This is a genomic window from Kallipyga massiliensis ph2, assembly GCF_000311985.1.
In the GTDB taxonomy this organism is placed as follows: domain Bacteria; phylum Bacillota; class Clostridia; order Tissierellales; family Peptoniphilaceae; genus Kallipyga; species Kallipyga massiliensis.
This window is the reverse complement of sequence record NZ_HE978585.1, coordinates 126,527-138,940: the sequence shown is the minus strand read 5'-3', so window position 1 is coordinate 138,940 and position 12,414 is coordinate 126,527. Positions and strand designations below refer to the sequence as shown.

The following is a 12,414-nucleotide window of genomic DNA, read 5'->3' as shown; positions in this document are numbered from 1 at the left end:
GGCTTTTTTCTTGTCTTTTTTTTGTAACTTTCTCTTGACCTTTTTGTAACTTTTCTGCTATCATAGTTCGCAGAGAACATGCAAAGGGGTCAATTTCTGTGACCTCCGGAAAACATGAGGAGTGAAAATGGATAAAAAGAAGCTGGGATCCTTAGTCGGATTGGTGGGAACATGCGGGATTTTGACCGTGGCCGGGCTAGGCTATTTTGGTCAGGATCAAACCAATGACGCTCGCGCCAACTACGCCCTGGAATCCTCTTTTATTCGTCAGGTCGATGGTCAGCAAGATCTTCAGGAAAAAGATCAAGCGATGACCCTTCTCGACCAAGCCCCGGTCACCGTAGAGGTGAAGAAGGCGGGCGAGACCAAGAAAATCGAAGCGGCGGAAGAAGCCGTGAAAGTCGCAAAAAAAGTCGATAAAGACAAGGAAGTCAAAGAAGAAGCTCTTCCCCAAGCGGAGTCGGTTTCGATGGAGACCAAGGCTGAGGAAGCCCCGGCTCCTGTAGAAAAGAAGGTTGATCCTTCGGCTAATGACAAGAAGGCCGCTGAAGAAGCCGCCAAGAAGGAAGCCGAGAAGAAGGCTGCCGAAGAAAAAGCGGCCCAGGAAGCGGCCGAGAAGAAAGCCGCCGAAGAGTCCGCCAAGAAGGAAGCCGAGAAGAAGGCTGCCCAGGAAAAAGCGGCAAAGGAAGCAGCGGAGAAGAAAGCTGCCGAAGAGGCCGCCAAGAAGGAAGCGGAAAAGAAGGCTGCCGAAGAAAAAGCGGCAAAGGAAGCGGCGGAGAAGAAAGCCGCCGAAGAAGCGGCCAAGAAGGAAGATGAAGAAAAGGCTGCTGAAGAAAAGGCCGCCAAAGAAGCGGCTGAAAAGAAGGCTGCCGAAGAAAAAGCCGCCAAAGAAGCCGCTGAAAAGAAGGCTGCCGAAGAAAAAGCGGCTAAAGAAGCTGCCCAGAAAGAAAACCAGGCTCCACGCCTGTATTCCTTACGGAATCTGACTTTCCACGGTGTCATCCGCTGGAATGGCTATAAATTTACTTACTACTCCCAACGGGTCCTGCCCGGTCGTGGTCTCCGGATCCCCGGACGTCACGTCAACGCTGACGGTTTTGTTGCGGATAAGGATGGCTACATCGTACTCGCCAACTCCGCCCCCAAGGGCACCGTCATCCCCACCCCCTTCGGTTACTGGGGCAAGGTCTATGACCGGGGAACCACCGGCAACCACTTTGATGTCTACACTCGGTAAGAGATAAATTGAAAATGGTCTGGTCCATTGGGCCGGACCATTTTTTTATCGAAGAATCCCACCACTAGCCTTTGCGTAGGTGTGGTAAACTATTAGTATCATTCAGTTTTTTACATTTTATTTCAAGGAGGAGATCATGAAAGGAAGAGGAGGCTGGGGGAGAATCGTCTGCTTTATGTTGGTTTTCGCCATCATCGCAGGATTGGCTCCCATAAGCCTGGCAGAGAAGATTCCTGATCCGGAAGGTGTCGAGTATGATGCAAATGGATACCTCACCGTGGACAATCAAGGCTCTTTAGAGAAGAAGATAAAAGAAGCCAAGGACCTTGGTGTTGAAGTGACTTTACGTGAAGTTAAGGAAGCTCCGGTCCATGTGAGAGATGCTGAAGCGAATGGCTTGATGAACAAGCTAGCGGACCACAATACGGAAGAAATTGCTAAGCTGGATAAGGCCATTGAGGAGCAGATAAAGCATAATGCGGCCTATGAGGGAGCACTGAAAGACTCTATTACAGATGCTGGGTGACCATTGGGATTATGAAGCGGTAAAAAAGTTCATTCTCACCAAAGAAGAGCAGGAAATGAATGAGACCGTCCAGCTTGCCAAGATGGTGGAAAAAATGACAACGGCCTCTGTGATCACCGCAAGTCCCGAAACGAAGTATATTGAGGAAAAAAGTCAGATCACGGAGAAGGATTGGTTTGCCGCCGGTGACCATCTCTATTATGAAAAATTGTTCAAGGATGGGAAAACCGGTAATTGGGTGGATGTCGATATCACTTTCGAGTCTTTTAAGGACCCCAATGGGAATCCAAAAGAGAAGATTCAGTGGTATAACTATACGATTTATGGATTTTTGAAGGATAAGCCTTGGTTTTGCTATCGACTTAACGATGCAAGGCTCCGGGTAGATTTTAAGGATCATGCGACTGGGGATCCGGTTGAAGTTCGTCCGATTATTGCCGTTGTTGATATTGATGGTACTCAGGGAGTGGGCTTGGATAACCCCGGCAATTACCGTGTTTTATATGGGAAGAATATCTCGCCTGATGAGAAAAATCCAAAAATCTATCGATCCAACAATGAAGAGGATCCAAAGCAGGGGATTTACAAAGAACATTGGGTTCTCTTTACTAGTGAACCGACAGCCAGCTTCACCTATACCTTCTATCACCAAACCACAAAGTATGCCGATGTCATCCAAGGCATCGGAGGGGATGCGGTAAAGTATACGCCCCCGGAAAATGAGCTCCAAAAAGAGAAGGTGGAGATCACCCTGAAGAACCAGCCCATTTACCACAAGGTGACTTATGAATTTGTGGGGGATAGTCCTAACAGCGTGAAAGCCCCTGTTGATGAGACAAAGTATTTGCTCAACCAAGGGCTCAAGCCCCTCTATCCCGAGAGTCCAGTGAAGGATTCTCGGGGGACCTGGACCTTCAAGGGTTGGTTTGAGGACAAGGAACTCACCAAACCCCTCTTTGCGGAAAAGTCTTCAGAGGAGCCGGCCAATACCACAAGAATGGCCCTCTTTGCTAGAGCTACCAATGATCCGGCCAAACCGGGTCATCCGGTAAATCTGGATGAGAAGATTTACGGCAGCTGGGAGCTGTCGCCCAATAGACCTCCGGCGCCCTCTATTCCGGATACGCCTGAGGTCCCGGAAGATCCGGCGCCCCCGGTAGAGCCCGGACAGGTAGAAGAGACGAAAGAAGAACCGACCAAGCCCGCCGAAAAACCGAAAGAGGGCAAGAAGGAAGTCGAAAAGAAGCCGGAGAAGAAGCCCCTATCACCCAACACGGGAGACCGGACGGACCTGGTGGTCTGGGCTCTTATCCTCATTGGAACAATGGCTGGACTGGTCTATGTCCAGGTGAAAAGAAGAAAGGAAACCCGGTAATAGGGAGGACGGGTCGGTGGGCTCGGAGGGTATCCTTCGAGCCACCGGCAGAGGAAAACGGCAAACACTTAAGAAAGTAAGTGGAGCAAAAGGAGGCAAAATGAGTTCGCAAAAATGTCGTCGATTTGTATCGTGGCTATTTATTGTCGCAATGGTCTTAGGCTTGGTCTTTCCGGGTCAGCAGCCTGTCCTTGCTGAAGGAACGGAAGAGGAAGTTACCTTTCCTGTCGAATATACTTTTGTTTATACCAATGATAAGGGAAAACAGGTAAAGACAACGGTTAGTTTTCCATCTTCAGATGCGGAAGTAGGTTTGAACGGAGCCATTCCGAAATCAGGAAGCAGTATCACCAAAAACTATTTTATTGGCTGGTCCGATAACAAGGATTATATTGAGGATGGTCAGGGTCATCTCTTTTTTAACAGGGATACTGTTTCTGACTTGATTCATGCCGGGATAAAGCCCGGATCTGAATTGTATGAGATGAGGGCAAATGCTCTCAACTTATTGACCGGCTATAAATCGGATTTAAATAAAATTGCCATCAATGACCAGGTTTCCGGGTCGGACTTTGTGAGCCCGAGTAACCCGGAGAAGGTCTATGATGAGGGGAAGAAGGCTTATCAGGATAAAACGGTGGCGGATTACCTTCCCGGTGTGAATTACAAAATCAACCGTTTAGATGCTGTTTTTTCCATGAATCCTTTTTTACAAGCAGCAATTTATAAAAACGCTTGGGTTGGAGCCTTTGATAACAAATCAGAATGGGGGGAGATGAATAAGGTGGACGGAAAAATCTCCGTCGTTGACCTCCACGTCTCCTTTGATAAAAGGTTGGAACTCCCGGATGAGTTTGATATTGCCTTTACCAGCTATTCTTTTTATCCCATCAAGATCTATTCGGCAAGAGATTCGGAAGGGAACCTATTAGGTTTCCAGGATGACTACATCGACGTTGGTGCAGATCCTGCAAATCTCTATGAAAAAGTCCAAGACAATAATCCGACTACGACCTTCCGAACCAAGTCTTATATGGTAGATGGTGACGGTAATAAGGTTCGGGTATATGACTATGTCATCCGTACCCGCATGAGAAATGGCCATACCTCCAGTCAGGCCAAGAAAATCGTCCCGGCAACCATGGAACAAATTCAATCCGATATGGTTCTTTCTTTAGCCGGCGGAAGCTTCACGGTAAAGAATGAGGTTGCCAAGGAAATTGCCCAGGGTGGAGAGCCCATTAAAATCTCCGGCTCCATTACGGCTCAACAGCCTTTATTTGAGACGGACTATAAAAACACTGGGGTAAGTGCGTACAAGATCCCCATTACCGAGTCAGAAGTGGAAGAGCTTGATTTCAAGGAAAAAACGCCTGATCCTCAGCCTCAACCCCAACCCCAACCCCAACCCCAACCCAAGCCTGAAGAAAAGCCGGAAATCGAACGGATCGGCGGCAAGGACCGGGACGATACCAGCCGGAAGATCGCTGACCGCTTCTTCGGTCACTCCAAGTTTGTCATCGTGGCTCGCAATGATGACTACCCGGATGCCTTGACTGCCTCTCTCTTGGCGAGAATCCTGGATTGCCCCATCCTCCTCAACAATCCCAAGTATTTGGAGAAGGAGACTAAGGAGGAAATCATCCGCCTGGGCGCCAAGGACATCATCCTGGTCGGTCAGGAAAATGCCCTTTCCAAAGAGGTGAAGATGGAATTGGATAAACTGGACCAGGACAAGGCCGAACGGATTGGCGGCAAGGACCGGTATGAGACCTCTGCCCTCCTGGCAAAGCGGGTTGCCGGCCTGGTTGGCAGCGTTGATCAGGCCATCATGGCATCCGGAGAAGACTTCCCCGATGCCCTGGCCTCTGCGCCCCTGTCCGGAAAGAAAGTGGCCCCCATCCTCTTGACCCGGAAGGAATCCTTGCCCAAGAGTGTGGATGACATGATCAAGGCACTCAAGATCAAGACCGTGGACATTGCCGGCGGAAATAAGGCCGTCGCCGCTTCCCTTGCAAAGGTCCTGCCCAAACTGACCAAGCGCTATGACGGCGATAACCGCTACGATACCGCCGCCCTCATCGCCAATGACGTGCGGACCAGCCCCCGTCAGGTCTACCTGGCTTCCGGAGAGGTCTTTCCGGATGCCCTGACCATCGGGCCTGTCGCTGCTAAGACCGAGGATCCTATCCTTCTTTCCAGAAAGTCCTTCCTGCCTAAGGAAATTCAGGACTACATGAAGAAGCATAAGTTATCCAAGGTCTACATCATCGGTGGAACAGACCGCTTGGAAGTTTCTCTGGAAAAAGACATTCTGGACATTTTAAAGTAAGAGCAAGCATAGAAAAGGCTGTGTCGAACGAGCGAATCGTTCGACACAGCCTTTTTGTTGTGGCTAGGGAGGGGGTGGTAGCCCAGAAGCTTCCTGACGGCCGCCTTGTTCGGCCGATTTCGTCATTTGGGGCGGTATGGGAATACCGCTCCTTCCTCATGTTTTCGCCATTTGGAGGGGTATGGGAATACCGCCCCTTCCCCATGTTTTCGCCATTTGGAGGGGTATGGGAATACCGCTCCTTCCCCATGTTTTCGCCATTTGGAGGGGTATGGGAATACCGCTCCTTCCTCATGTTTTCGCCATTTGGAGGGGTATGAGGATACTGCCCTTTCCGGCGATTTGGCCGTTTGAGGGGGTATGGCGGCCCTGCCGGACCCCACCTGGCTCTTTGAGAGGAAGGAATGGGGTCCAAAAAAATCCGGATTTTGGGGGAAGGGTTGGCCCCTCTTTTCTCCTCATGCTATAATTTAGCTATGTTTACGGGCCATACAGGCATTGACCACGAGATCCTCGGACCCGGTGTCCGACGAAAGGAAGGAGATCACCATGTGCAAGAACCATAAGGGGGAGCCCTTTTATATCACTGCCCCCATTTACTATCCCTCAGCCAACCTCCACCTGGGGAATACTTATACCTCCATCATCTGCGATGCGGTCCGCCGGTATGCGGATGAGCTGGGCTATGACACCTACTATGTGACCGGATCGGATGAGCACGGGGAAAAGTTGGAGCGGGCTGCGGCGGCCAAGGGCAAGAAGCCCCTGGAATACATCGACCCCATCGTCGATTCCATCAAAGATTTGTGGAAGCTCCTGGATGTGGAGCCGGATAACTTCGTCCGTTCCTCATCAAAACAGCACGAAAAGGACGTCCAGGCCCTCTTCCAGAAGCTCTATGACAAGGGGGATATTTATAAGGGCGAATACAAGGGCTACTACTGCACCCCCTGTGAAGAGTTTTGGACTGAGGCCCAGCTGGAGGATGGGAATTGTCCCTCCTGCGGACGGCCTGTGGAATACCGGGAAGAGGCCTCCTACTTCTTCCGCCTGTCCAAGTACCAGGACAAGCTCCTGAAATATTATGAGGACCATCCCAACTTCATCATGCCGGAGAACCGGAAGAAGGAGATGATCGGGTCCTTCTTCAAAGACGGCCTGGATGACCTCTCCGTCACCCGCCAGCGGCTCAAGTGGGGGGTTCCCGTCCCCTTCGACCCCGACCACGTCATCTACGTCTGGATCGACGCCCTCATCTGCTACCTGACCGGGGTGGGGATTGGCGACAAGCCGGAAGATTTCGACCGCTATTGGCCTGCCCGGGTCCACTTCATCGGCCGGGATATCGCCCGCTTCCATACCATCATCTGGCCGGCCGTCCTCATGGCCCTGGACCTCCCCCTGCCGGACCAGGTCTTCGCCCATGGCTGGATCCTCTTTGATGAGGACAAGATGTCCAAGTCCAAGGGAAATGTCATTTATCCGGAACCCCTGGTCGAACTCTATGGCCGGGATCCCCTGAAATACTTCGTTCTCCGGGAGTTCAACTTCGGGTCAGACGGGAACTTCTCTACGAAGAAGTTCATTGAGCGGACTAACTCCGACTTAGCCAACGACCTGGGTAACCTCCTCTCCCGGACCCTGGCCATGGTGGACAAATACCGGGACGGCATCGTACCTGAACCGGCCCAGGCCAGCGAATTTGATGAGGACCTGAAGAAGATCCAAGCGGAGACCCTGGGCCTGGTCCAGAAACACATGGAGCATTTCGACTTCCAGAAGACCTTCGAGGCCATCTGGACCCTGGTCCGTCGGTCCAACAAGTATATCGACGAGACCCAGCCTTGGATCCTGGCCAAGGAAGAGGGCTCCCCCATTTTGGACACGGTCCTCTACCGCCTGGTCGATGCCCTTCGGACCATCGCCAACCTCCTGGCGCCCTTCACGCCGGAGACGTCCAAGGAGATGCTCCGCCAGCTGGCCGTTGAAAAAGAAGACTACCTCCTCGCCTCCGAAGTTGGCCGCTATCCCGCCGGGACCAAGGTCCAGCGGGGCCAAGCTCTCTTCCCCCGGATGGATGTCGAGGAAGAGATGGGGAAGATCTATGCCAAGAACAACGCCCTCATGGCCCAGCGCCAGGGGATTTCTTTGGAGGAGCTTTTAGCCCGGCAGAATGAGGCGAAACAGACCCCCCATCAGGAGAAGGAAAAAGAAGAAGCCAAGGAGGAAGCCGTGGACTATATGACTTTCGATGACTTTGAAAAAGTGGAGATGAAGGTGGGCCAGGTAGTCAAGTGCGAGGTCCATCCTGACGCCGATAAGCTTTTGATTGAGACGGTGGACTTCGGGGAGGAGACCCGGACCGTGGTTTCCGGCATCCGTGAATGGATGAGCCCGGAGGAGATGGAGGGGAAGAAGTTCGTCTTCGTGACCAACCTCCCGCCCCGGAAGATCCGCGGGATTGAATCCCAGGCCATGATCCTGACCGCTGAGGCGGAGGAAGCCGGCGTGGTTTGTCCCCTGACCCCGGTGAAAGATGTGCCGAACGGAAGTTTGATCGGATGAGCTTCCTGGTTGATGCCCACTGCCATCTCAATGAAGAGGACTATGCGGACGCAGGGGAAGGCCTAATTCAGGCCTTCCCCTCTTTTGGGCTCTTGGGGGCCGTGGTTCCGGGCTGGGACCTGGCCTCATCGGAGAAGGCCCTGGACCTGGCCCACCGCCACGACCGGATTTTCGCCTGCTGCGGGACCCACCCCCACGACAGCGACTCCTACAGCCCGGAGGTGGAATCCCGCTACCGGGCCATGGCGGAGGATCCCAAAGTGGTGGCCATGGGGGAGTTCGGCCTGGACTACCACTACATGACCCGGCCCAAGGCGGTCCAGCAGGCGGTCTTCGAGGCCCAGCTCCAGCTGGCTTCGGACCTGGGATTGCCGGCGGTCGTCCACTGCCGGGAGGCGGCGGAGGATGCCTTGGCCATCGTCCGGAACTTCCCGGATCTCAAGATCCTCATGCATTCCTTTACGGATGGTCCGGAGGCCTTTGCCCCCTTCCGGGACCTGGGCTGCTATGTGTCCTATGGGGGGATCCTGACCTTTAAGAATGGGGAGGAGGTTCGGGCCCAGGCCAGGATCTCGGATCCGGACCGGATCCTCATGGAGACGGATGGCCCCTACCTATCCCCGGTTCCCCGCCGGGGGAAGCTGACCAAGCCCTGGTGGGCCTGGTACACCCTCCAGGTCCTGGCCCGGACGTTGGACCGGGACCCCTGTGACCTGGCTGACCGGGTCCTGGCCAACACCTTGGATTTTTACGACCTGGAAGGGGCCATAGCTCCCTTGAAAGAGGCCACCCAGCCGGTGGACCCCTGTTTGGAATTGGACTTTTGATATGGATAAGACATGGGATAAGTGGATGGTCAGCGAGGTCATCGTCGTGGAGGGGAAGGACGACGTGGCCCAGGTCAAGGCGGCCGTGGACTGCGAGTGCATCATCACCCACGGGTCGGGCTTCGGCCAGGACCTCCTGGACCTCCTGGAGGTGGTCCAGGAGAGGCGGGGGATTATCGTCCTTACGGACCCGGACTATGCGGGCAAGAAGATCCGGTCCCGGATCCGGGAGAGGATCCCCAATGCGAAAATGGCCTACATCCCCCGGGAGATGGCCCTTCGCGGGGACGATATCGGGGTGGAGAATGCGCCCCCGGAGGCCATCCGACAGGCCCTGATCCAGGCTCATGCGGGCCTGACCCAAAGGCGGCGGGAGTTCACCATGGAGGACCTGGTCCGCCACGGTCTGGAGGGGAGGGCCGGGGCCAAGGACCGGCGGATCCTCCTGGGCCAGGCCCTGGGGATCGGTTATGGGAATGGGAAACAGATTTTAGCCCGCCTCAATGAGTATGACATCCAAAGGGAGGAGTTTGAATCGTGCATGGAGGACATTCATGACCAAAGAGGGGAGACTCTACCAACCGAAGATCATTAAAGAGGTCATGGACCAGGCCGGCCTCCACTTCACCAAGTCCCTGGGCCAGAACTTTCTGATCGACGGAAACATCGTTCGCCAGATCGCCCATGCGGCCCGGCTGGGGGAGGAGGACCGGGTTCTGGAAATCGGCCCGGGGATCGGGACCTTGACCGAGGAGCTCCTCCTCCATGCGGGGAAGGTCTTGTCTGTGGAGATCGACCGGACCTTTATCGACGTCCTCCAAGACCGTTTTGGGGACCGGGACAATTTCCTCCTCATGGAGGGAGACGCCCTCAAGCTGGACCTGGCCCCGGTCCTGGCCCAGGCGGCCCCGGGCCGGTCCTGGAAGCTGGTGGCCAACCTTCCCTACTATATTACGGCTCCCCTCCTGGAACGCTTCCTCCGGACCGACCTCCCCATCGAGAGCCTGACCGTCATGGTCCAAAAGGAGGTGGCGGACCGGATCATGGCTCGGCCATCGACCCCGGACTATGGGTCCCTGACCCTGTTTGTGGCCCTCTATGCGGATCCCATCCGGGCTTTCGAAGTGCCCCGGACCGCATTCATGCCGGCCCCCAAGGTGGACTCCACGGTCTTGGTCCTTAAGCGGCGGCCGGCCGGAGGGGGAGAGCTTTCCCCTGAAGACCGGGACCGGGTCAACGGGATCATCCGCCTGGCCTTCCAGCAGCGACGGAAGATGGTCATCAAGGCCATTCAGCGGGGGACAGGCATGGACCGGAGACAGGTGGAAGAGGCCTTCGAGGCCCGGGGCCTGTCGACAAAAGCCCGGGCGGAAAACCTCCAGCTGGAAGATTTTCAGCATATTCTGCAAAGTCTTGGGTATATAAAAACCACAAGCAAGATGTAAAAATTGAGAGAAGGAGATCAATGATGGCACAAGTTACGGTTTTCACCTCACCCACCTGCACCTACTGCAAGGCAGCAAAGAAGTATTTGAAGGACAATGAGATTCCTTTTGATGAAAGAGACATCTCTGTGGACAAAGAAGCCCGCAAGGAACTCCTGGCCAAGGGATACACCGGCGTCCCCATCATCCGCGTAGACGGGGAAGACATTGTCGGCTTCGACCAACAGAAACTCAACGAGCTGCTGGGCCTGTAAGAAGATCACTAAGAGAAGGGCGGTATCCGGTCGGATACCGCCTCTTTTGTTTTGGGGGTGTGGGGGGTGTGGTATAATGAGCCATAGTTGTGAGCCTCATGGCCCGGACCATAATCGCTCTGCTCTCCGTGGGCATGAGCCGACCACTGATGAAGTAAGGGAAATGTATGAAGAAGACCGCAAAACAAGCACCACCCGTATTCGATGACCAAAGGAGATCGACTTTTCGGGCCATCTCCTCGACTTTAATCGTGATCCTGACCACCCTGCCCTTTATGTGGATCTGGTTTCAATTTGTTTCCGAGAACAATATCACCGGCCACCTCCTGGGTAAGGGGAACCTCTTCATGGCGATTGGAATTTATGCCATCCTTATTATCGCTTTCTTCCATTTCTTCGGGGCCTTCCGGATTGGGACCAACCGGGCCTCCGAAGTTTTTGCCTCGCAAATCCTAGGGGTATTCCTCGTCAACCTGACCGAGATCCTCATCTCCATGGCCATCACCGGCCAGGTCCGCTTTTGGGACAACTTCCTGGCCCTCTATTTTATGCTGACCATTTTCCAGGTCATCCTCCTCCTCATCTATACCAAGCTGGCTGTCACCTATTATGTCGACAAATTCCCGCCCATGGAGGTCTTGGAAATCTATGGCAGCTATGTCAACCACCTGGCGGAAAAGATCAACGACCGCTCCTACCTCTACCGGGTTAAGAGCCGGATGTCCGCCGACTCCTCCATGAGCCAGATCGAAAGCGTCATCCCTGGCTATGATGCGGTCCTCATCAACGACGTGGAGTCGGAGAAGAAGAACGACATCATCAAGTTCTGCTACGGCATCGACAAGCGGGTATACTTCACCCCCAAAATCTCAGACATCCTCACCCGGTCCGCCTCTGTCCTCAACCTCTTCGACACCCCCATTTATGTCTTGACCAACGGGAGGCGCTGGGTCATCCAGTCCGCCATCAAGCGGGCCTTTGACTTCCTCCTCTCCCTCTTTGCCCTGGTGATCCTGAGCCCCCTCCTTCTTTTCGTGGCCATCGCCATCAAAGTCAACGACGGCGGCCCCGTCTTTTATAAGCAGAAGCGGGCCACTCTGGGCGGAAAGACCTTCGAGATCCTCAAGTTCCGGTCCATGATTGTGGATGCGGAAAAGGACGGTAAATCCCGCCCGGCTAAGGACGGCGATGACCGCATCACCAAGGTCGGCCGCTGGATCCGCCCCACCCGGATGGACGAACTGCCCCAGCTCATCAATATCCTGAAAGGCGACATGTCCTTGGTCGGCCCCCGGCCCGAGCGTCTGGAACACGTGGAAAAATACTCCGAAGAAATCCCTGAATTCATCTTCCGGAATAAGGTCCGCGGAGGCCTGACCGGCTACGCCCAGGTCTATGGCAAATACAACACCACCCCCCTGGACAAACTCAAACTGGACCTCATGTACATCCAATCCTGGTCCCTCCTCCTGGACTTCCAGCTCATCGTGGAAACCGTGAAAGTCATCTTCAAACCCGAATCCACCGAGGGCTTCAGCGAAGAGGATAGCCAAAAGATCCACGACCTGACCGGGAAGTAGGGGACGCCGGGTCCGGGGGGCTCATGAAGGCCCCCTTTGGAGGCCTCGCAGAGGCCCGGTAGCCGTGGGAAGCCCCCTTTTTGGCAGAATCAGGGGAAAAGAGGGCTCCCATCAAACTTGACCCCATCTCCCTAGGACGATATAATTAATCCCAGTAAAATCCAGCTTATTTTCTTGGAGACGTATCGAAGTGGTCATAACGGGGCTGACTCGAAATCAGTTTGGCGGTCTCCGCCACGTGGGTTCGAATCCCACCGTCTCCGTGCAAAGAAA

The 12,414-nt window shown here is 54.2% G+C and carries 10 protein-coding genes and 1 tRNA gene; all 11 read left to right on the top strand.

Features of this window, described 5'->3' with window-relative positions; translation table 11 throughout:
- The first annotated feature begins 127 nt into the window (after positions 1 to 127).
- The gene (locus HGKM_RS08670) at positions 128 to 1,237 is read left to right on the top strand and encodes a hypothetical protein (RefSeq protein WP_019133365.1); all 1,110 of its coding nucleotides are present in this window, start codon (positions 128 to 130) and stop codon (positions 1,235 to 1,237) included.
- 136 nt (positions 1,238 to 1,373) lie between these two features.
- On the top strand, positions 1,374 to 1,763 hold the full coding sequence (locus HGKM_RS00595; RefSeq protein ID WP_019133364.1) for a hypothetical protein: 390 nt from the start codon (positions 1,374 to 1,376) through the stop codon (positions 1,761 to 1,763).
- A gap of 55 nt (positions 1,764 to 1,818) precedes the next feature.
- Complete coding sequence (locus HGKM_RS00590) at positions 1,819 to 3,138, top strand: hypothetical protein (RefSeq protein ID WP_154645890.1); 1,320 nt, start codon at positions 1,819 to 1,821, stop codon at positions 3,136 to 3,138.
- 100 nt (positions 3,139 to 3,238) lie between these two features.
- Complete coding sequence (locus tag HGKM_RS08120) at positions 3,239 to 5,470, top strand: cell wall-binding repeat-containing protein (RefSeq protein ID WP_081585063.1); 2,232 nt, start codon at positions 3,239 to 3,241, stop codon at positions 5,468 to 5,470.
- Positions 5,471 to 6,019: 549 nt separating this feature from the next.
- The gene (metG, locus tag HGKM_RS00575) at positions 6,020 to 8,035 is read left to right on the top strand and encodes a methionine--tRNA ligase (protein ID WP_019133360.1); all 2,016 of its coding nucleotides are present in this window, start codon (positions 6,020 to 6,022) and stop codon (positions 8,033 to 8,035) included.
- A complete protein-coding gene (locus tag HGKM_RS00570; RefSeq protein ID WP_019133359.1) occupies positions 8,032 to 8,862 on the top strand; it encodes a TatD family hydrolase in 831 nt (276 codons plus the stop codon). The genes metG and HGKM_RS00570 overlap by 4 nt, the downstream gene beginning before the upstream one ends.
- Before the next feature lies 1 nt (position 8,863).
- Positions 8,864 to 9,457 (top strand): ribonuclease M5, encoded by a 594-nt coding sequence (gene rnmV / locus HGKM_RS00565; RefSeq protein ID WP_019133358.1) that lies wholly within the window; start codon positions 8,864 to 8,866, stop codon positions 9,455 to 9,457.
- Positions 9,417 to 10,307, top strand: coding sequence for a 16S rRNA (adenine(1518)-N(6)/adenine(1519)-N(6))-dimethyltransferase RsmA (gene rsmA / locus HGKM_RS00560; protein WP_019133357.1), 891 nt, complete (start codon positions 9,417 to 9,419; stop codon positions 10,305 to 10,307). The genes rnmV and rsmA overlap by 41 nt, the downstream gene beginning before the upstream one ends.
- A 23-nt stretch (positions 10,308 to 10,330) precedes the next feature.
- A complete protein-coding gene (locus HGKM_RS00555; RefSeq protein ID WP_034579145.1) occupies positions 10,331 to 10,561 on the top strand; it encodes a glutaredoxin family protein in 231 nt (76 codons plus the stop codon).
- A 167-nt stretch (positions 10,562 to 10,728) separates the two neighbouring features.
- The gene (locus tag HGKM_RS00550) at positions 10,729 to 12,141 is read left to right on the top strand and encodes a sugar transferase (protein ID WP_034578840.1); all 1,413 of its coding nucleotides are present in this window, start codon (positions 10,729 to 10,731) and stop codon (positions 12,139 to 12,141) included.
- Between the two features lie 176 nt (positions 12,142 to 12,317).
- A tRNA-Ser gene (locus HGKM_RS00545) sits at positions 12,318 to 12,404 on the top strand.
- Positions 12,405 to 12,414 lie beyond the last annotated feature (10 nt).

Excerpts from the sequence above, each read along its gene's own strand:
- HGKM_RS08670 (WP_019133365.1), top strand. The coding sequence starts at position 128 with ATGGATAAAAAGAAGCTGGGATCCTTAGTCGGATTGGTGGGAACATGC.
- HGKM_RS00595 (WP_019133364.1), top strand. The coding sequence starts at position 1,374 with ATGAAAGGAAGAGGAGGCTGGGGGAGAATCGTCTGCTTTATGTTGGTT.
- HGKM_RS00590 (WP_154645890.1), top strand. The coding sequence starts at position 1,819 with ATGAATGAGACCGTCCAGCTTGCCAAGATGGTGGAAAAAATGACAACG.
- HGKM_RS08120 (WP_081585063.1), top strand. The coding sequence starts at position 3,239 with ATGAGTTCGCAAAAATGTCGTCGATTTGTATCGTGGCTATTTATTGTC.
- metG (WP_019133360.1), top strand. The coding sequence starts at position 6,020 with ATGTGCAAGAACCATAAGGGGGAGCCCTTTTATATCACTGCCCCCATT.
- HGKM_RS00570 (WP_019133359.1), top strand. The coding sequence starts at position 8,032 with ATGAGCTTCCTGGTTGATGCCCACTGCCATCTCAATGAAGAGGACTAT.
- rnmV (WP_019133358.1), top strand. The coding sequence starts at position 8,864 with ATGGATAAGACATGGGATAAGTGGATGGTCAGCGAGGTCATCGTCGTG.
- rsmA (WP_019133357.1), top strand. The coding sequence starts at position 9,417 with ATGACCAAAGAGGGGAGACTCTACCAACCGAAGATCATTAAAGAGGTC.
- HGKM_RS00555 (WP_034579145.1), top strand. The coding sequence starts at position 10,331 with ATGGCACAAGTTACGGTTTTCACCTCACCCACCTGCACCTACTGCAAG.
- HGKM_RS00550 (WP_034578840.1), top strand. The coding sequence starts at position 10,729 with ATGAAGAAGACCGCAAAACAAGCACCACCCGTATTCGATGACCAAAGG.